This window comes from Variovorax sp. (genome assembly GCF_035634955.1).
In the GTDB taxonomy this organism is placed as follows: Bacteria; Pseudomonadota; Gammaproteobacteria; order Burkholderiales; family Burkholderiaceae_C; genus Variovorax.
In genome coordinates this window covers 215,367-235,243 of the sequence record NZ_DASQBZ010000016.1, presented here as the reverse complement: position 1 = coordinate 235,243, position 19,877 = coordinate 215,367, and the positions used below count along the sequence as shown (strand labels likewise).

Here is a 19,877-nt window from a genome sequence, read left to right as displayed (position 1 = left end):
CATGCCGCACGTTGGACGCCGCCGGCGCCAGTGCGCTATGTTCGCCGCCATGCCATCGAATCACGACGCCCCTGCTGCACCCGTCGCCGCGCGCAGCATCTATCTCATCGCCGCCCACCCGCGATGGCGCGAATCCCATGTCAACCGCCGCCTGCTGGAGGTGGCACGCCAGGCCCCGGGCGTCGACGTCAACGACCTGTACACCACCTATCCCGACTACGTGATCGACGTCGAGGCCGAGCAGGCCCGGCTGGCCCAGGCCGACCTGCTGGTCCTGATGCACCCGATCCAGTGGTACTCGATGCCGCCGCTGCAGAAGCTGTGGCTCGACGAAGTGCTGGCCTACGGCTGGGCCTACGGCGCCGACGGCAGCGCGCTGCGGGGCAAGGACTTCTGGCTGGCCGCCAGCACCGGCGGGCCGGAATCGAGCTACCACCCGCAGGGCTACAACCGCTATTTCTTCGACGCCTTCCTGCCGGCCTACGAGCAGACCGCCGCGCTGTGCGGCATGCGCTTCCTGCCGCCGCTGATGCTGCACGGCGCACGCACGGCCACGCCGGCGCAGGTCGAGGCACATGCCGAGGTGTTCGACCATCGCCTGCGCAGCTACCCGGACTGGCCCGAGATGGACGAGATCGAGCCCTGCCCGCGCTGCATCGTGCCGCAGTCCGACCGGCCGGTCGACCATGACGAGGCCGCCGCCGCGCCCGCCGAAGCCGCGCCGCTGGCGCAGGAGTCCTGAGCATGGAGCACGCACCGGCCTGGCTCATCAATTCGCTGATCTACCTCGGCGCCGCCGTGGCGGTGGTGCCGCTGTCCAAGGCGTTGGGGCTGGGCTCCATCATCGGCTACCTGGCCGCGGGCATCGTCATCGGCCCGTGGGGCCTGAAGCTCGTGGGAAACACTCAGGACGTGCTGCACTTTGCCGAATTCGGCGTCGTACTCATGCTCTTCCTCGTGGGCCTGGAACTGGAACCGCGCCGTCTCTGGAGCCTGCGCCGGCCGATCTTCGGCGCCGGCTCGGCGCAGGTGCTGCTGTGCGCGGCGCTGATCTTCGGCGTTGCCCTGGCCGCCGGCATCGACTGGCACATCGCGACCGTGGCGGCGCTGGGGCTGGCGCTGTCGTCCACCGCCATCGCGCTCCAGGTCATGGGCGAGCGCAACCTGCTGCGCACCGAGAGCGGCCAGGCGTCCTTCTCGATCCTGCTGTTCCAGGACGTGGCGGCCATTCCCATCCTGGCGCTGCTGCCGCTGCTGGCCGTCGGCCCGGAAGCCGCCGGGCAGGCCGGCGGCTGGGAGCGGGCGCTCGAAGGCCTCAAGATCGTCGCGGTGGTCGCCGCCGTCATCCTCGGCGGGCGGCTGCTGCTGCGCCCGGCCCTGCGCTGGATTGCCCGCAGCCGCACGCCGGAGATCTTCACCGCCGCCTCCCTGCTGCTGGTCGTGGCCATTGCCGCGCTGATGCAGCAGCTCGGCCTGTCGATGGCCCTGGGCGCCTTCCTGGCCGGCGTGCTGCTGGCCGACAGCGAATACCGGCGCGAACTGGAAACCGACATCGAGCCGTTCAAGGGGCTGCTGCTCGGCCTGTTCTTCATCGCCGTGGGCATGAGCATCGATTTCGGCGTGCTGCTGGCGCACCCGGGATGGATGGCGCTGGTGGTGGCCGGCTTCATGCTCGTCAAGGCAGCGGCGATCTACAGCCTGGCCAAGGCCATGAAGCTGCCGGTGCAGGAGCGGCCCGTGTTCACGCTGCTGCTGGCGCAGGGTGGCGAGTTCGCCTTCGTGGTCTTCCAGGCGGCCGGACCCAACGTGCTGCCGCACGCCGTGTCGTCCTTTCTCATCGGCGCGGTCGCCCTGTCGATGCTGCTGTCGCCGCTGCTGCTGGTGGCGATCGACCGCTGGCTCATGCCGCACTGGTGCACGCAGGGCAGCCGCACGCTGGAGGAAATCTCGCAGCCGCAGGAGGCCAAGGTGCTGATCTGCGGCTTCGGCCGGTACGGGCAGATCGTCGGCCGCGTGATGAGCGCCCAGGGCCTGAAGGTGACCGTGCTCGACCACGACCCGGACACCGTGGAAGGCCTGCGCCAGTTCGGCTTTCGCGTGTTCTACGGCGACGCCACGCGGCTCGACCTGCTGCGCATCGCCGGCGCGGCCACCGCCAAGGTGCTGGTGGTGGCGGTGGACGACGTGGAGCAGTCGCTGTCCATCATCGACCTGGCACGCGAGCACTTTCCCGAGGCACGCATCGTCGCGCGCGCACGCAACCTCAACCACTGGTACCAGCTGCGCGACCGGGGCGTGCACATGGCCGAGCGCGAGGTATTCGAGTCGTCACTGCGCAGCGCGCGCCAGGTGCTCGAGATCCTGGGCTGGCCGGCGCACGAGGCGCGCGAGAACGTGATGCGCTTCCGGCAGTTGAACATCCGCTTCGCCGAGGAGTCGCATCCGCTCTACCGGGACCGCGCCCAGCTCATCAGCGCCGCCAAGGCGGGGCGCCAACAGCTCGAGGAGCAGATGGCCATGGAGCGCGAGGCGCGGCGCCGCGTGGCGGTCAAGGGCTGGGTCGAGGACGACGAGCAGGCCGGCTGAGCGCAAGCCGCTCAGGCCAGCCCCAGCAGCCGCGCCGCGTTGCCCTTCAGGATCCCGGGCATCACCTCGGGCTTGAACCCGGCGTCCTCGAAGTCCTTCATCCAGCGGTCCGGCGTGATCAGCGGGTAGTCGCTGCCGAACAGGATGCGGTCCTTGAGCAGCGTGTTGGCGTACTGCACCAGCTGCTTCGGAAAGTACTTGGGGCTCCAGCCCGACAGGTCGATCCACACATTGGGCTTGTGCGTGGCCACCGACAGCGCCTCGTCCTGCCACGGGAAGCTCGGGTGCGCCATGATGATCTGCATGTCCGGGAAGTCGATCGCCACGTCGTCCAGGTGCATCGGGTTGCTGTATTCGAGCCGCAGGCCGCCGCCGCAGCGCATGCCCGAGCCGATGCCGCTGTGGCCGGTGTGGAACACCGCCGGCAGCTTGTGCTCGGCGATCACCTCGTAGATCGGCCAGGCCATGCGGTCGTACGGGTGGTAGCCCTGCACCGTGGGGTGGAACTTGAAGCCGCGCACGCCGTGTTCCTCGATGAGCCGGCGCGCCTCGCGCGCGCCCATCTTTCCCTTGTGCGGGTCGACGCTGCCGAATGCGATCATCACGTCCGGGTTCTTCTGCGCCGCCTCGGCGATCTCCTCGTTCGGGATGCGCCGGCGCCCCATGTTCGACTCGGCATCCACGCCGAACATCACGAAGCCGATCTTGCGCTCGCGGTAGTAGTCGATGCTTTCCTGGATGGTCGGCCGGCGGCTGGAGCGGAAGTACTTGTCGGCGGCGCGGTCGTACTCCTCGCCGTAGTTGTCGAACGGGTTCCAGCAGCTGACTTCAGCGTGGGTGTGGGTGTCGATGGCGATGAGGTTGGCGATGTCCATTCGGGATGTCTCCGGGTTGTCAGCAGGATAGGGGTAACTCCCAAGTCTGGATGCCCGTTTTCAGCTTGAATTGATTATTTGTCATAACCATAATCGCGTCAACTTCCGGATGCAATCCATGCCCCAAGCTGACCTTCAACTCGAACTGCAAGGCGAGATCGCCGTCATTCGACTGATGCGCGCCGCCAAGCGCAACGCCCTCAACGACGGGCTCATTCTCGCCCTGCGCGACACCTTCGAACAACTGCCCGACACCGTGCGCGCCGCAGTCATCGACGGCGACGGCCCGCACTTCTGCGCCGGCCTCGACCTGTCCGAACTGAAGGAGCGCGATGCCGCCCAGGGCATGCACCACTCGCGCATGTGGCATGCCGCGCTCGAGCGCATCCAGCACGGCCCGGTGCCGGTGGTGGCGGCGCTGCACGGCGCCGTGGTGGGCGGAGGGCTCGAACTGGCCAGCGCCTGCCACATCCGCGTGGCCGACACGAGCAGCTTCTACGCGCTGCCCGAGGGCTCGCGCGGCATCTTCGTCGGCGGCGGCGGCTCGGTGCGCATCCCGCGCCTGATCGGGGTCGCGCGCATGACCGACATGATGCTCACCGGCCGCGTCTACGACGCCGAGGCCGGCGAGCGCGCCGGCTTCGCCCAGTACCTGGTGCCCGAGGGCACCGCCTTCGACAAGGCAATGGAACTGGCACGCCGCATCGCGCAGAACGCGCCGCTGACCAACTACGCGCTGATGCACGCGCTGCCGCGCATCGCCGACCAGAGCGCGGACCACGGCTTCTTCACCGAATCGCTGATCTGCGCGATCGCCCAGTCCGCGCCGGAGGCGAAGCAGCGGCTCAACGATTTCCTGGAAGGCCGCGCAGCCAAGGTGGCCAAATGAAGGCACCGCGCGCGCTCGCCGTCGTCCTGGCAGGCGTATCCCCATGACGTCTGCCCGCTATCGGCCCCTGGAATTCGGCGTGACGCGCGGCGTGGTCCGCGAGGGCGCGCCGGGGGTGCGCTACCTCGAGGCCGAGGTGCCGCTGGCCCCGTATTGCGAGCGCATCACCGACCGCCTGCTGCACTGGGCGGAGGTGGCGCCCCAGCGCACCATGATCGCCCGGCGCGAACGCCTGCCGGACGGCCGCACCGGCGACTGGATCCACGTGACGTACGCCCAGGCGCTGGACGCCGCTCGCCGGATCGCGCAGGCGCTGCTCGAGCGCGGCCTGTCGCCCGAGCGCCCGGTGGCCATCCTGTCCGAGAACGGCATCGAGCATGCGCTGCTCAAGCTCGGCTGCCTGTACGCCGGGGTGCCGCACTGCTCGGTCTCGCCGCCGTACTCGGTGGTCAGCCAGGACTTCGACAAGCTGCGCCACGTGATGGCCACGCTCACGCCCGGCATGGTCTTCGCGGCCGACGCCGCGCGCTTCGGCCGCGCCATCGCGGCCACGGTCGCGCCGGACGTCGAGGTGGTGCTGGCCGATGGCGAACTGCCCGACCGCGCCACCACGCCCTTCCAGGCGCTGCTGGCGACCGAGCCGACGCCCGCGGCGGATGCCGCGCAGCGCGCCACCGGGCCGGACACCATCACCAAGTTCCTGTTCACCTCGGGCTCGACCAAGATGCCCAAGGCGGTGATCAACACGCACCGCATGTGGTGCGCCAACCAGCAGCAGCTGCGCCACTCCATTCCGGCGCTGGCCGAGGAGCCGCCGGTCCTGATCGACTGGCTGCCCTGGAACCACACCTTCGGCGGCAACCACAACGTCGGCATCGTGCTGAGCAACGGCGGCACGCTGTACATCGACGACGGCCGCCCCACGCCCCCCGGCATGGCCGAGACGCTGCGCAACCTGCGCGAGATCGCGCCGACCATCTACTTCAACGTGCCGACCGGCTTCGAGGCCATCGCCCAGGCAATGGAGACCGACGCGCAGCTGCGCCGCACGCTGCTGTCGCGCGTGCGCATGTTCTTCTATGCCGGCGCCGCCCTGCCGCAGGCGGTGTGGGACAGCCTGCACCGCACGCAGGAGACCGAGATCGGCGAGCGCATCGTGATGGGCACCGGCCTGGGCATGACCGAATCCGGCCCGTTCGCGCTGTACATCTCCGGCCCGGAGGTGACTTCGGGCGACCTCGGCCTGCCCACGCCCGGCCTGTCGCTCAAGCTGGTGGACGTGGACGGCAAGACCGAGGTGCGCTACCGCGGCCCCAACATCACGCCCGGCTACTGGCGCGATCCGCAGGCGACTGCCGAGGCCTTCGACGAGGAAGGCTACTTCCGCACCGGCGACGCCGTCGCGTGGATCGACCCGCAAGACGTGCACCGCGGCCTGCGCTTCGACGGCCGCATCGCCGAGGACTTCAAGCTCGCCACCGGCACCTTCGTCAGCGTCGGGCCGATGCGCGCGAAGATCATCGCCGCCGGCGCGCCGTACATCCAGGACGCGGTGCTCACCGGCCTGAACATGAAGGAAGTCGGCGCGCTGGTCTTTCCGACGCAGGCGGTGCGCCAGCTCGCCGGCCTGCCGGCCGATGCGCCGATGCGGCAAGTGCTCGAAAGCGCGCCGGTGCAGGCGCACTTCCAGAAGGTGCTGGACGAACTGGCCGCCGGCGCCACCGGCAGTGCCAGCCGCGTGGCGCGCATGCACCTGATGCACGAGCCGCCGTCGATCGACAAGGGCGAGGTGACCGACAAGGGTTCGATCAACCAGCGCGCCGTGCTCAAGCACCGCGCGGCACTGGTCGACGCCATGCACGCCGGCACCCTGCCCTTCACGCTGCTGCCCCTTTCTTCCAGGAGAACAACCGAATCATGAAGATCGAATCCCAAGCCGCCGTCGTGACCGGCGGCGCCTCCGGACTGGGCGAAGCCACCGCGCGGGCCCTGGCCGCCAAGGGCGCCAAGGTCGCGGTGCTCGACCGCAACGGCGAACTGGCCCGCAAGGTGGCCGGCGAGATCGGCGGCATCGCGTGCGAATGCGACATCACCGACACCGCCAGCGTCACCGCCGCGCTCGATGCAGCGCAGAAGGCGCACGGGCCGGCACGCATCCTGATGAACATCGCCGGCATCGGCAGCGCGCGGCGCATCGTCGGCAAGGACGGCACCGCCGCGCCGCTGGAAGACTTTCAGCGCGTGGTCAACGTCAACCTGATCGGCGCCTACAACATGAGCCGCCTGTTTGCCGCGGCCTGCGCACAGCAGCCGCCGCAAGAAGGCGGCGAGCGCGGCGTGATCCTGTTCACCGCCTCCGTGGCCGCCTTCGACGGCCAGGTCGGCCAGCAGGCCTACAGCGCGTCCAAGGGCGGGCTGGTCGGCATGACGCTGCCGATGGCGCGCGACCTGGCTCAGCACGGCATTCGCGTGTGCACCATCGCGCCCGGCCTGTTCGCCACGCCGCTGCTCAAGGAGCTCCCCGAGGCGGTGCAGCAGTCGCTGGCCGCCTCCATCCCGTTCCCGCCCCGCCTGGGCGAGCCCTCGGAGTTCGCCGAGCTGGCCTGCCATTTCGTCGTCAACGGCCATCTCAACGGCGAAGTCATCCGCCTCGACGGCGCCCTTCGCATGGCGCCGCGCTAGTCCCGTCAACGCCGGATTCCCTGCTTCATCAACCCGAGGAGACATCATGAAGATCAAGAAGACGATGCTCGCCAGCCTGTTCGCGCTGGCCTTTGCGGGCGCCGCCCATGCCGACCTGACGGTCGGCGTGGTGCAGCCCCTGACCGGACCGGCCTCCGGCCTGGGCATTCCGGTGAAGAACGCCATCATGATCTGGCCCAAGACCGTCGCCGGCCAGAACATCAAGCTGGTGGTGCTGGACGACGCCAGCGACCCGACCGCGGGCGTCAAGGCGGCGCAGCGACTGGTGACCGAGGACAAGGTCGACGTCATCGTCGGTTCGTCCGCCACGCCGGTGGCGATCCCGATGGCCGACGTCACGGCCGAGGCCGGTACGCCGCAGCTCGCCACCTCGCCGGCCGGCCTGCCGCCGGGCAAGGACAAGTGGTTCTTCCGCCTGCCGCAATCGAACAACGTCATGGCCTACGCCATGGTCGAGCACATGAAGAAGCAGGGCATCAAGACCATCGGCTTCCTCGGCTACACCGACGCGTACGGCGAACTGTGGCTCAAGGCCATCACCGAAGAGGCCGGCAAGAACGGCATGAAGATCGTCGGCACCGAGCGGTTCGCGCGCGCCGACACCAGCGTCACCGCGCAGGCGCTCAAGCTCACGTCGGCCAACCCCGACGCGATCCTGATCGTGGCCTCGGGCAGCGGCGCCGGCATGCCGCAGAAGGCGATCATGGAGCGCGGCTACAAGGGCAAGGTCTACCAGACCCATGCCGCGGCCACGCCTGACCTGATGCGCGTGGCCGGCAAGGATGCCGACGGCACCTTCGTCGTCTCCGGCCCGGCCATGCTGGGCCCGCAGCTGCCCGACAGCAACCCGTCGAAGAAGGCGTCGCTGACGTTCCTGGACGAGTACACCAAGGCCTACGGCGCCGCCTCGGCGAACCAGTTCGCCGGCCACGGTGCCGACGCCTACACCATCCTCGACAAGGCGGTGCCGATCGCGCTGAAGAAGGCGCAGCCGGGCACGCCGGAATTCCGCGCCGCGCTGCGCGATGCCTTCGAGACGATGGGCCGCACGGTGATCTCGCACGGCGTTCTCAACTGGACCGCCCAGGACCACTGGGGCTACACCAACGAGACCGGCGTGATGATGCAGGTGGTCGACGGGAAGTTCAAGGTCGTCCAGTAACACCCCCCGCGCCCAGGCTGGGCGCTACGCGCTTGGCCACCCCCTCCCGCCGCGCGGAGGGGGGCGCACCCGGCGGCCTGGCGAGGCCGGTTCAGCGGGTGCCCCCTTCGAATAACTTTCCGACGCACTCTTCTCGTCGCCCACCATGGACTTTTCGATTGCCAGCATCCTGATGCTGGACGGGCTCACCAACGGGGCGATCTATGCCCTGCTGGGCATGTGCATCGTGCTGGTGTTCACCGTGACCCGCGTCATCTTCATTCCGCAGGGCGAGTTCGTCGCCTACGGCGCGCTCACGCTTGCCATCTTCCAGACCGGGCAGGTGCCCGGAACGGTCTGGCTGCTGCTGATCCTCGCCGCGGTGGCGGCGTTGATGGAACTGGCCAGCGTATGGCGCCATCGCGGCCGCTTCGCCCCGGCGCTGGTGGCCGCCCTTCGCACCTTCGTGCCGCCGGCACTGGTGGCGGGCATCTCGGTCTGGGCCGCGCCGCAGGGCTTTCCAATGCTGGTTCAGGCGCTGCTGACGGTGTGCATCGTCACGGCCTTCGGGCCGCTCGTCTACCGCGTTGCCTATCAGTCGCTGGCCGGCGCGAGCACGCTGGTCCTGCTGATCGTCTCGGTCGGCGTGCATTTCGCCATGACCGGCCTGGGCCTGCTGTTCTTCGGTGCCGAGGGCTTTCGCAATCCGCCGTTCTGGGACGTGCGCATGCCGCTCGGCCCGCTCAACGTCAGCGGCCAGGCGCTGGTGATCTTCGGCATGTCGGCGCTGCTGATCGTGGTGCTGTGGCTGTTCTTCGAACGCTCGTTGTACGGCAAGGCGCTTCGGGCCACGGCCGTCAACCGGCTCGGCGCACGCCTGATGGGCATCTCGACCCAGGGCGCCGGCCAGCTCACCTTCGCGCTGGCCGCGCTGATCGGCGCGCTGTCGGGCCTGCTGATCGGCCCGACCACGACCGTGTTCTACGACTCGGGCTTCCTCATCGGCCTCAAGGGCTTCGTCGCGGCGGTGATCGCCGGGCTCGCCAGCTACCCCGGCGCGCTGATCGGCGCGCTGTCGGTCGGCGTGATCGAGGCCTTCGGCTCGTTCTGGGCCAGCGCCTTCAAGGAGGTGATCGTCTTCACCATCATCCTGCCGGTGCTGCTGTGGCGTTCGCTCGCCTCCGGCCATTCCGACGAGGAGCATTGAGCATGCCCACCCACGACTCCCGCGCGCTGGCTGCCGACGCCATCGCGCACGCCTCACCGGCCGGCGCCGACAAGGGCAGCGCCATCCGTCGCTATGGCCCGCTGGCCCTGGTCGCCGTGCTGGCCGCCCTGCCCTTCCTGCCGCTGCCTGAGTTCTGGATCATCCAGCTCAACTACATTGGCCTGTACACGTTGCCGGTGCTTGGGCTGGTCCTGCTGACCGGCGTGGCGGGGCTGACCTCCTTCGGGCAGGCGGCGTTCGTCGGCATCGGCGCGTACACCACGGCTTGGCTGACCGTGCACACGGGCATGTCGCCCTGGCTGACGCTGCTGGTGGGGCTGGCCATCACCGGCGTCAGCGCGCTGGTCATCGGCGCCATCACGCTGCGCATGTCGGGGCACTTCCTGCCGCTGGCGACCATCGCCTGGGCGCTTTCGCTCTACTACCTCATGGGCAACCTGGATGCGCTGGGCAAGTACGACGGCATTCTCGGCGTGGAGGGGCTGTCCCTGTTGGGTTTCGAGATCGGCCAGCGCCGCATCTTCTACGGGCTGGTCTGGCTGTTCGTGCTGGCGGCGTCCTTCGCGCTGCTGCGCCTGCTGGACTCGCGCTCCGGCCGCGCCATCCGCGCGCTGGCGCGCGGCCCGCAGATGGCCGAGGCGATGGGCATCGACACGCTGCGCCACAAGATCGGCATCTTCGTGCTCGCCGCCATGCTGGCGTCGGTCTCGGGCTGGCTGTTCGCGCACTTCCAGCGCACGGTCAATCCATCGCCCTTCGGCCTGAAGATGGGCATCGAGTACCTCTTCATGGCGGTGCTCGGCGGCGCCGCCTACGTCTGGGGCGCCGTTGCCGGCGCCGGCGTGGTCAAGGTGCTGGAAGACCAGCTGCAGGTGCTGCTGCCCAAGCTGATCGGCACGGCCGGCAGCTACGAGGTGATCGTCTTCGGCATCCTGCTGGTGCTGGTGCTCAAGTACCTGCCGGACGGCCTCTGGTCCTTCGTCGACAGGCGGCTGCCGCGCGCGCCGCGCAAGGTCGACTGGCAGGACGCCGCGCCGCTGCCGCTGCGCGCCAAGCCGGCGGGCGGCGACGTGCTGCTCGACGTGCAGGCCGTGCGCAAGACCTTCGGCGGCCTGGTCGCCGTCAACGACATCAGCTTCCAGACGCGGGCCGGCCAGATCGTCGGCCTGATCGGCCCGAACGGGGCCGGCAAGTCCACCACCTTCAACCTTGTCACCGGGGTACTGCGTGCCAGCGGGGGTGCCGTGCATTTCCGCGGCCAGCGCATCGACGGCCTGCCCTCGCGGCGCATCACCCGCCTGGGCCTGTCGCGCACCTTCCAGCACGTCAAGCTGGTGCCCGAGATGACCGTGCTCGAGAACGCTGCCCTGGGCGCGCACCTGCGCGGCCGGCGCGGCCCGCTGGCGGCGATGCTGCGCACCGACCGCGCCGAGGAGCGGCAACTGCTGCGCGAGGCCGAGCGCCAGCTCGTGCGCGTCGGCCTGGGCGACCTGCTGCACGAGCAGGCGGGCAACCTGGCCATGGGGCAGCAGCGCCTGCTCGAGATTGCCCGCGCACTGGCGGCCGACCCGGCGCTGCTGCTGCTGGACGAGCCCGCCGCCGGCCTGCGCCACAAGGAGAAGCAGGCCCTGGCCGACGTCCTGCGCGGCCTGCGCGCCGAGGGCATGGGCATCCTGCTGGTGGAGCACGACATGGGACTCGTGATGGACGTATGCGACCACATCGTCGTGATGGAGTTCGGCACGCACCTGATGGAAGGCACCCCGGCCGAAGTGCAGCGCAGCGAGAAGGTCCGCGCCGCCTACCTGGGAACAGAACATTGACCACGACTTCCCTCCTTTCCATTCGCGATCTGCACGCCGGCTACGGCCGGGCCGAAGTGCTCCACGGCATCGCGCTCGACGCGCCCGAAGGCAGCGTCATCACCGTGATCGGGCCGAACGGCGCCGGCAAGTCCACCTTCCTGAACGCGCTGATGGGCGTGCTGCCCGCGCGCGGCCACATCGCTTTCGACGGCCGCCCCATCGGCGGCATGACGCTGGAGGAGCGCGTGATGCTGGGCATCGCCCTGGTGCCGGAGAAGCGCGAACTGTTCGGCACGATGACGGTGGAGGACAACCTGGTGCTGGGCGCCTTCCGCCAGGTGCGCCTGCGCCGTCGCGACTGGCGCGCGCAGATCGACACCGTCTACCAGCTGTTCCCGCGCCTGCTCGAGCGCCGCACGCAACTGGCCGGAACCCTCTCGGGCGGCGAGCGCCAGATGCTGGCGGTCGGCCGCGCGCTGATGGCCCGGCCGCGCCTGCTGATGCTCGACGAACCCAGCCTGGGGCTGGCGCCGCTGGTGGTGCAGGAGATCTTCCGCACCGTCGACCAGCTGCGCGCCACCGGCGTGACCATCCTGCTGGTGGAACAGAACGCCCGCGCCGCGCTGGAGGTGGCCGACCATGGCTACGTGCTGGAAATGGGCGACATCAGCCTGCAAGGTCCGGCGCGCGAACTGGCCGGCGATGCACGCGTGATCGACACCTACCTCGGCGCGGCGCGCGGCCACTGAAATGGACTACCAACCGCATCCCGACGAACTGCGCTTCCTGCAGCAGGACGTGCTCGGCCTGCCGCAGTCGCTGCAGGCGCTCGCCCCGTTTTCCGATGTCGACGCCGACCTGATGACGCAGGTGCTGGAGCAGGCCGGCCGCTTCGTCGGCCAGGTGATCGCACCGCTCAACCGTGCCGGCGACGAGATCGGATGCCGCTTCGACCCTGCGGACGGCTCGGTGCAGACGCCGCCAGGCTTCGCGGCGGCCTACCGCGCCTTCGTCGAGGCCGGCTGGCCGGCCCTGGCCGCCGCGCCGGAAGACGGCGGCCAGGGACTGCCCGCGGTGCTGGAGGCATCTCTGTACGAATGGCTGGCGGCCGCCAATCATGGCTTCACCATGGCGCCCGGCCTGCTGCATGGCGCTTACGAATGCCTCAAGCGGCACGGCAGCGACACGCTGCGCACGCGCTACTTGCCCGAGATCGCCAGCGGCCGCTGGCTCGCCACCATGTGCCTGACCGAGCCGCAGGCGGGCTCCGACCTCGGCCTGGCGCGCACCCGCGCCACACCGCAGCCCGATGGCAGCCTGCGCGTCGCGGGCGAGAAGATCTTCATCTCCGGCGGCGAGCATGACCTGACCGACAACATCGTGCACCTGGTGCTGGTGCGCCTGCCCGACGCGCCGGCTGGTCCCAAGGGCCTGTCGCTCGCGCTAGTGCCCAGGCAATTGCCCGACGGCAGCCGCAACGCGGTGCACTGCACCCGCATCGAGGAGAAGATGGGCCTGCACGGCAGCCCCACCTGCGCCATGCGCTTCGACGACGCCACCGGCTGGCTCGTGGGGGAACCCGGCCAGGGCCTGGGCGCCATGTTCGTGATGATGAACTCGGCCCGCCTGCATGTCGCGATGCAGGGCATCGGCCTGCTCGACGCCGCCTGGCAGAAGGCCGATGCCTATGCGCGCGAGCGCCGGCAGATGCGTGCGCCGGTGCGGCCCGCATCGCGCGGCCCGCAGGACGCGGCCGACCTGATCGTCGAGCATCCGGCGATGCGGCGCATCCTCGACACCCAGCGTGCCTGGATCGACGGCGCGCGCCTGCTTGCCTACCGCACCGCCTGGCAACTCGACGCCGCCCGGCATGCCGGCGACGACAAGTCCCGCGAACAGGCCCAGCGCTGGTGCGGCTTCGTCACGCCCATCCTCAAGTCGGCCTGCACCCGCCAGGCCTTCGACGGCGCCAGCGAGTGCATGCAGGTATTCGGCGGGCACGGCTACATCCGCGAATGGGGCATCGAACAGGTGCTGCGCGACGCGCGGGTCACCATGATCTACGAAGGCACCAACGAGATCCAGGCGATCGACCTGCTGGTGCGCAAGGTGCTGCCCGATGCCGGTGCGGGCTTCGCCGCCTGCCTGCTGGCGCTGCGCGACGAGCTCGATGCCTCGCGCGACAACGAGGCCGACGTGCAGCGGCGCATGGCCCAGCTGCGCTATCTCGCCACCGCGGTGGCCATGGCGAGCCAGGCCGACCCGCAACTGCCCTACGAGGTGGCCGACGACTTCCTGCGCGTGGCAATGCTCACCCTGCTGGCGTGGGCCTGGGCGCGCATCGAACGCACGGCCCCGCCCGGCGACGCACGCTGGGCCGCGCCGGCGCGCGCGTTCCACCGCTGGGTACTGCCCGAATTCGACCTTCGCCTGGGCCTGGTCAAGCGCGCCTGCGACAACGTCCGGCAGCCTGCCGCCGCGCCCCGTCCAGCAACGAACCTGCCACGTTGACCGCCGTGCAAGACGACATGCCCGAACCCAGGAAGATGACGCGCAACACGCGCCCCCACGCCCCCGGCCCAGCGGACAGGAAGCCGGCTGCCTCGGCCGCCAAAGCCGCCTCTCGCAGCGATCGGCTCGACAGCGGCTTCCTCGAAACCCTGGTCGGCTACAACGCCAGGCGCGCCTGGTCGCAGATCAGCACCGTGTTTTCCGAGCGCATGGCGCCCTACGGCCTCAAGCAGGTCGACTTCTCCGTGCTGTCGCTGCTGGCCCACAACCCGGGCGCCACCTCGCGCCAGCTTTGCGCCACGCTGGACATCCTGCCGCCCAACCTGGTGAACCTGGTGGCGACGCTCGACAGCCGGGGATTGATCGAGCGGCGTCCCCACCCCCGGGACGGGCGCGCCGTGGGCCTGTACCTCACGCCGGCCGGCGAGCGCCTGACTGCCGATGCCGAGCGCGCGGTGACGCAAGCCGAACTCGATGCGAGCGCTCGCCTCGGCGCCAGAGAGCGCGAAACATTGATTCAGCTTCTTCAAAAACTGTATCTTTAGCGAATTAGTTCGCGCCGCATCGCCGCGATGCCACACATGTCCATTGACCCGGCGGGCACTGCATTTCTACAGTGACGGGATGATCCATCACTACCTGTGCGCCGGCGATGCGACTGCGTACGCGCGGGGCTTTGGCATCGAATTCATGCCGACTGCTTCCGGGCAGCGGATCCGCCCTGGCGAGCGCGGCGTCTTCGTCCGTCGGCCGCGCGCGGACCATCCCGGCAGCCTCCGGCCCCCGGCGCCGTTCGAGGTGGTGAGCGGCCGCTGGGGCCTGATTCCCCTGTTTTCGCAGGACGGCGCCGACCCGCTGTTCGAGGCACGCGCCGAGACCGCCTCGTCGGAGCGCAATTTCCATCAGCCGTGGAAACGCGGACATCGCTGCGTGGTGCTGGCCGACGCCCTGTTCGAGGACACCGGCGCGCCCGACCGGCTGCTGTGCCACCGCCGCGCGGATGGCCGCCCGCTGGCCATCGCCGGCCTGTGGAACGGCTGGCGCTCGCCGCAGGAGGAATGCGTCGAAAGCTTCGCCCTGCTGACCATCCGGCTCGACGGCAGCGAGCGCCGGCAGGCCGCGCTGCTGCAGGACGCCTGGCTCGAAGACTGGCTGAGCTGCCCGGTGGAAGAAACCTCCGCGTACCTGCGGCCGTACGCCCAGCGCTCCGACCTCGTCACCCAGGAAGTCGAACGCGCCTGACTGCGGCGGGCATGCCCGTCGCGTCAGTCCCTGACGTCGGCCACCGGCCTGTCACCGAAATCGGCGCGCGCCAGGTAGGCCAGCACGCGCGCCGCCGCGTCCGCAGGCGACGTGAGCTGGCCCTTGGCATGCAGTTGCGCGAAGCGTTCGCGGTCCGGGAACAGCGCCGGGTCGCCGCCGCGCAGTTCGGCCTGCATGTCGGTGTCGATCACCCCCGGCGCCAGCGAGCAGATGCGCGCGCCGTTCGCGCGACCGGCCTCTTCGAGAGCCACCGCGCGCGAGAAGTGGTCCATGCCGGCCTTGGCGGCGCAGTACGGCGCCTGGCTGGCCATGGCATTGCGCCCCAGCCCCGACGAGATGTTGAGCACGCGCCGCGCCACCTGCCACTGACGTGTGGCGCGCAAAAAGGCGGCGCAGAGCAGCATCGGCGCCTCGAGGCCGACGCGCAGGGCATGGGAAACGTCGGCGGCCGATGCTTCGTCCAGCGGCGCCGGCCGCGCGATCACGCCAGCGTTGTTGAGCAGCGTGGCGCTGGCGATGCGGGTCGAGTCCATGGCGTCGAGCCAGGACGCCAGGCGCTGGGCCGCCGACGCGGCGTCGGACAGGTCGTGCGCCCATTGCACCACCTGGCTGCCAGCGCCGTGCGGCGCCTGCTCGAGCGCCGGATCCTGGCGGCGCGAGATGCACAGCAGGCTGTGCGCAGGCTGGGCGAGCAATTGTTCGGCCATGGCGCGGCCCATGCCGCGCGACGCGCCGGTGAGGATGAACAGGTGAGAAGGAGCATCGGTCGTCATGTGTCGGTCCTTGAAGCGAGAAGACATCAGCCGTGAAAGAAGCCATCCCACACCAGCTTGATGCCGGTCAGCAGCATGCCCAGGTAGATGGCGCGGTAGAACAGTTTGGCGTCGATCCGCCGCGCGATGCGCACGCCCAGCCAGACGCCCACCGGCGCCAGCGGCAGCAGCGCCAGCGAGGTCGCCATGTTGCGCCAGTCGATCAGGCCCAGCCAGGCATAGGGAATCCACTTGCTGAGATTGACGACGAAGAAGAAGTAGGCGGTGGTGGCGGTGAATGCCAGCGGCGTCAGGCGCAGCGGAATCAGGTACGCATTGAGCGGCGGACCGCCCGCGTGCGAGATGAAGCTGGTGAAGCCGGAGGTGACCGTCAGCGCCGCGCCGATGCCGCGCCGCGGCGGCGCCGAGTCCGGCCGGGGCGGCAACAGCACGCGCTGCGCCAGGAAAAGCAGCGTGAACACGCCCACGATGCCGGCCACCGTCGACCCCGACAGCGCGCGGAACAGCAACGTGCCCACGACGGTACCGAGCAGGCCGAACGGCACCAGGAACCTGAAGAGCGCCAGGTTCACATCGCGGCGGAAGGCGGCCAGCCCCAGCAGGTCCATGACGAGCAGTAGCGGCATGAGGATCGCGGCGGCGTCCGGCACCGGCACCGCCAGCGCCATCAGCGGCACCGCGAGCGAGCCGAATCCGGCACCGAAGCCGCTCTTGCTGATGCCCAGCAGCAGGACGGCGGGAATGGCCACGGCGTAGAACCAGGGATCGGTGTGAAGGGGCAGGCCGGCAAGCAAGATGGGGCGAAGCGGGATGAAGGGCGCGCCATTGTCTCCCGGCTCGCCAACGCATGCCGGCGGGCGGTCTCTACACTTCGCCCTTGCCTGCCGCGGTCGCGGCGGCGCCCCGCTCCCCTTTCCTTCGCCCATGGACATTCTTTTTCTCGCACTGGCATTGGTCATCGTGCTGCAGTTCTTCAAGCGCCGCGAACAGCAGCAGCGCGTGTCCCTGCTCGGCAGCTACCTCGCGCCCTACCAGATCGAGCAGCAGATGGAGCGGCTGCTCGACGGCTACCTGCGCTGGCTGGGCGAGGACGACGCCGAGCGGCGCGCGCAGATCCGCGGCATGCTCGACGGCGTCGAGCAATCGCTGTCGGGGCAGTTCGCCCGCTTCGCCGCCGACGTGCAGGCCATGCCGGCGCCGCTGGCCCAGGTCAGCAAGCTGGCGTTGTGGATTCCCTTTGCCCAGCCGTTGCTGCCGGGGCGGCTGCTGTTCGACGTGCGCCGCGCGTTCGCCATCCACGCCAGCGGCATCGAGGCCATGGTCCGGCGCGAGGACACCCCGGACGCCAAGGCGCAGGCCTATGCGCTCAGCGCCGAGCTGCTGCTGATGCAGCACACCTGCCATTGGTACTGCCGGGGATGGGCCGTGGCCTCGGCCCGACTGCTGGCGCGCCACAAGACGCCGCACGCCCAGGTGCTGGCCTCGGTCTCCCCGCGCACCCGGGCGGACTACCTGGCCCTGACCGGGCGCCGCTGAGCATGCTGCACCTCGACGCTGCCACCGCGGCCGCTGCGCTGCCTTTCGTGCGGCTGGTGCCGGCACTGCGCGATGCCTTCGCCGCGCCGGCCAGCGTGCCGCCGCGCCACGTGCACACCGTCGCGCATGCCGGCCAGGCGACGGGCACGGTGCTGATCATGCCGGCCTGGAGCGACGCCGGTTTCCTGGGCATCAAGACCATCAACATCTTTCCCGGCAACGGCGTGCGCGGCCTGCCGGGCCTGCATGCCACCTACGTGCTGTACGACGCCACCACCGGCGTGCCGCTCGCGTCGATCGACGGCAACGAGATCACCGCCCGCCGCACCGCCGCCGCCGCCGCGCTCGGCGCCTCGTTCCTGGCACGGCCGGACGCACGCCGGCTGCTGGTGCTGGGCACCGGGCGCGTGGCGAGGCTGCTGCCGGCGGCATTCGCCAGCGTGCGGCCGATCGACCAGGTGCAGGTGTGGAACCATCGGCCGGAAGGCGCACGGACGCTGGCAGCCCAGTGGCGCGCGCAAGGCATCGACGCGCAGGCGGCGCCCGACCTGGAAGCGGCCGTGCGCCAGGCCGACATCGTCAGCTGCGCCACGCTGTCGGGCAAGTCGCTGGTGCAGGCGGGCTGGCTCGCCGATGGCAGCCACCTCGACCTGATCGGCAGCTTCACGCCGGCCATGCGCGAGGCGGCGCCGGGTTGCCTGGCGCGCCCGGCGCGGGTGTTCGTGGACACCGAGGAGGCCCTGCAGAAGTCCGGCGACCTGCTCGACGCCATGGCCGCCGGTACCTTCGACGCCGGGCAGCTGCAGGGCACGCTGGCCCAGCTTTGCGGCGGCGAGCGCCAGGGACGCCGCGGCGCGGGCGAACGCACGGTCTTCAAGGCGGTGGGCAGCGCGCTCGAAGACCTGGCGGCGGCCACGCTGGTGTGGCGGCACGCCGACGGCCAATCACACCGGACAGGTCCACCGCACGCCGGCTGAATGGCACACTGCCGTCTCCTCGTTGCCGCCTGCCGGCCCGCAAAGGAGACTCGATGGCCAAGTCCCGCCTCATGGCACGTCCGAGCGTGGCCGACATCGTGGCCCACGGCCAGAGCGGCGGACATCAGCTCACCCGGACCCTGGGCGCGTTCAGCATCACCGCCATCGGCGTGGGCGCCATCATCGGCGCCGGCATCTTCGTGCTGACCGGCACCGCGGCCGCACGCTACGCGGGCCCGGCGGTGATGCTGTCCTTCGTGCTCGCGGGGCTGGCATGCGCGTTCGTGGCGCTGTGCTACGCCGAACTCGCGGCGGTGATCCCGGCCAGCGGAAGCACCTACACCTACACCTACGCGACGCTGGGCGAACTCGCGGCCTGGATCATCGGATGGGACCTGGTGCTCGAGTACGCCATGGGCGCGGCGGCCGTGGCGGTCGGCTGGTCGGGCTACCTGGTCAGCCTGCTGGGGCACTTCGGCCTGCACATCCCGCCCGAGTTCGCGCATTCGCCCGGCACGCTGCAACTGGCCGACGGCCGCGTGCTGCAGACGCTGTTCAACCTGCCGGCGGCCCTGGTCGTGCTGGCGCTCACGCTGCTGCTGGTGCTGGGTACCCGGGAATCGACGCGCATCAACAACCTGATGGTGCTGGTCAAGCTGCTGGTGGTGGTGGCCTTCATCGGCTTCGGGCTGGCCTACGTCAACCGCGCCAACTGGGAGCCCTTCGTCCCACCGAACGCGGGCGCCTTCGGCGAGTTCGGATGGAGCGGCGTGCTGCGCGGGGCCTCGGTGGTGTTCTTCGCCTACATCGGCTTCGACGCGGTGTCGACCGCCGCGCAGGAGGCGCACCGGCCGCAACGGGACATGCCGCTGGGCATCCTGGCGTCGCTGGTGATCTGCACCGTGCTGTACGTGGCCGTGGCAGCCGTGCTGACCGGCCTGGTGCCCTACCAGCGGCTCAACGTGCCCGATCCGATCGCGCTGGGCATCGACGTGATCGGCCAGCAATGGCTGTCGCTGTGCGTCAAGCTGGGCGCACTGCTCGGCCTGACGACCGTAATCCTCGTGCTGCTGTACGGGCAGAGCCGCATCTTCTACACCATCGCGCGCGACGGCCTGCTGCCGCCCCTGTTCTCGCGGGTACATCCGCGCCTGAAGACGCCGCACGTGAGCCAGCTCTGCGTGGGCGCCGTGGTGGCGCTGTTCGCCGGGCTCGTGCCGATCCACCTTCTGGGCGAGATGGTCAGCATCGGCACGCTGTTCGCCTTTTCGCTGGTGTGCGCCGCCGTGCTGCACCTGCGCCGCGTCGAGCCCACCCTGGCGCGCCCCTTTCGCACCCCGTGCATGCCCTGGGTACCGCTGGCGGGCATCGCGATGTGCGCGCTGCTGATGGTGGGCCTGCCGTGGGACACCTGGCTGCGTCTGGTGGTCTGGCTGGCCGTCGGCCTGGCGATCTACTTCGGATACGGACGGCACCACTCGCGACTGCGCCACCGCAGCCATTGACGCCGTGCGCTGAAGGCCGGCGCGTCCAGCGCTTTCGGCCGAGCGTGCAGAAGTTGCAGCCTGCCGCCCTCGCTGCCCTGGCAGA

Annotated in this window: 18 protein-coding genes; 15 read left to right on the top strand and 3 right to left on the bottom strand. The window is 70.1% G+C overall.

From position 1 onward, the window contains the following. The first annotated feature begins 49 nt into the window (after positions 1-49). Positions 50-742: an NAD(P)H-dependent oxidoreductase gene (locus VES41_RS08660; protein WP_324815578.1), complete on the top strand. Its 693-nt coding sequence runs from the start codon at positions 50-52 to the stop codon at positions 740-742. 2 nt (positions 743-744) lie between these two features. Beyond that, entirely contained in the window at positions 745-2,586 is a 1,842-nt protein-coding gene (gene kefC, locus VES41_RS08655) for a glutathione-regulated potassium-efflux system protein KefC (RefSeq protein WP_324815575.1), read from the top strand. Positions 2,587-2,597: 11 nt separating this feature from the next. Here the strand turns inward: kefC and VES41_RS08650 are convergent, their stop codons facing one another. Further along, positions 2,598-3,461, bottom strand: coding sequence for an amidohydrolase family protein (locus VES41_RS08650; protein WP_324815572.1), 864 nt, complete (start codon positions 3,459-3,461; stop codon positions 2,598-2,600). A 118-nt stretch (positions 3,462-3,579) separates the two neighbouring features. On the opposite strand from VES41_RS08650, the gene VES41_RS08645 reads away from it, so the two are divergent. The 10 genes from VES41_RS08645 to VES41_RS08600 all read left to right on the top strand — a co-directional run bounded on the left by VES41_RS08645 (position 3,580) and on the right by VES41_RS08600 (position 14,980). Continuing rightward, a complete protein-coding gene (locus VES41_RS08645; RefSeq protein WP_324815568.1) occupies positions 3,580-4,350 on the top strand; it encodes a crotonase/enoyl-CoA hydratase family protein in 771 nt (256 codons plus the stop codon). A 43-nt stretch (positions 4,351-4,393) separates the two neighbouring features. After that, a complete protein-coding gene (locus tag VES41_RS08640) occupies positions 4,394-6,271 on the top strand; it encodes a feruloyl-CoA synthase (RefSeq protein ID WP_324815566.1) in 1,878 nt (625 codons plus the stop codon). After that, positions 6,268-7,032, top strand: coding sequence for an SDR family NAD(P)-dependent oxidoreductase (locus VES41_RS08635; RefSeq protein ID WP_324815565.1), 765 nt, complete (start codon positions 6,268-6,270; stop codon positions 7,030-7,032). Before VES41_RS08640 ends, VES41_RS08635 begins: the two co-directional genes overlap by 4 nt. A 46-nt stretch (positions 7,033-7,078) precedes the next feature. After that, positions 7,079-8,215, top strand: coding sequence for an ABC transporter substrate-binding protein (locus tag VES41_RS08630; protein ID WP_324815562.1), 1,137 nt, complete (start codon positions 7,079-7,081; stop codon positions 8,213-8,215). A gap of 145 nt (positions 8,216-8,360) precedes the next feature. Next, positions 8,361-9,401 (top strand): branched-chain amino acid ABC transporter permease, encoded by a 1,041-nt coding sequence (locus tag VES41_RS08625; RefSeq protein WP_324815560.1) that lies wholly within the window; start codon positions 8,361-8,363, stop codon positions 9,399-9,401. Positions 9,402-9,403: 2 nt separating this feature from the next. Then, positions 9,404-11,245: a branched-chain amino acid ABC transporter ATP-binding protein/permease gene (locus tag VES41_RS08620; RefSeq protein ID WP_324815557.1), complete on the top strand. Its 1,842-nt coding sequence runs from the start codon at positions 9,404-9,406 to the stop codon at positions 11,243-11,245. After that, complete coding sequence (locus tag VES41_RS08615; protein ID WP_324815554.1) at positions 11,242-11,976, top strand: ABC transporter ATP-binding protein; 735 nt, start codon at positions 11,242-11,244, stop codon at positions 11,974-11,976. The genes VES41_RS08620 and VES41_RS08615 overlap by 4 nt, the downstream gene beginning before the upstream one ends. 1 nt (position 11,977) lies before the next feature. After that, on the top strand, positions 11,978-13,738 hold the full coding sequence (locus VES41_RS08610) for an acyl-CoA dehydrogenase family protein (protein ID WP_324815551.1): 1,761 nt from the start codon (positions 11,978-11,980) through the stop codon (positions 13,736-13,738). Positions 13,739-13,773: 35 nt separating this feature from the next. After that, positions 13,774-14,283 carry a MarR family winged helix-turn-helix transcriptional regulator gene (locus tag VES41_RS08605; protein ID WP_324815548.1) on the top strand — a complete coding sequence of 170 codons (510 nt, stop codon included), beginning with the start codon at positions 13,774-13,776 and terminating at the stop codon, positions 14,281-14,283. Positions 14,284-14,362: 79 nt separating this feature from the next. Then, positions 14,363-14,980: an SOS response-associated peptidase family protein gene (locus VES41_RS08600; RefSeq protein WP_324815546.1), complete on the top strand. Its 618-nt coding sequence runs from the start codon at positions 14,363-14,365 to the stop codon at positions 14,978-14,980. Positions 14,981-15,003: 23 nt separating this feature from the next. Here the strand turns inward: VES41_RS08600 and VES41_RS08595 are convergent, their stop codons facing one another. Next, positions 15,004-15,774 (bottom strand): SDR family NAD(P)-dependent oxidoreductase, encoded by a 771-nt coding sequence (locus VES41_RS08595; protein ID WP_324815544.1) that lies wholly within the window; start codon positions 15,772-15,774, stop codon positions 15,004-15,006. Between the two features lie 26 nt (positions 15,775-15,800). Further along, on the bottom strand, positions 15,801-16,568 hold the full coding sequence (locus VES41_RS08590; protein WP_324815541.1) for a sulfite exporter TauE/SafE family protein: 768 nt from the start codon (positions 16,566-16,568) through the stop codon (positions 15,801-15,803). A gap of 130 nt (positions 16,569-16,698) precedes the next feature. On the opposite strand from VES41_RS08590, the gene VES41_RS08585 reads away from it, so the two are divergent. Genes VES41_RS08585 through VES41_RS08575 form a run of 3 tightly spaced genes read left to right on the top strand, consistent with a single transcriptional unit; the run spans position 16,699 to position 19,792 of the window. Beyond that, positions 16,699-17,310: a hypothetical protein gene (locus VES41_RS08585; protein WP_324815539.1), complete on the top strand. Its 612-nt coding sequence runs from the start codon at positions 16,699-16,701 to the stop codon at positions 17,308-17,310. A 2-nt stretch (positions 17,311-17,312) separates the two neighbouring features. Then, complete coding sequence (locus tag VES41_RS08580; RefSeq protein WP_324815537.1) at positions 17,313-18,287, top strand: ornithine cyclodeaminase family protein; 975 nt, start codon at positions 17,313-17,315, stop codon at positions 18,285-18,287. A gap of 53 nt (positions 18,288-18,340) precedes the next feature. Then, a complete protein-coding gene (locus tag VES41_RS08575; RefSeq protein ID WP_324815534.1) occupies positions 18,341-19,792 on the top strand; it encodes an amino acid permease in 1,452 nt (483 codons plus the stop codon). Positions 19,793-19,877: the final 85 nt, after the last annotated feature.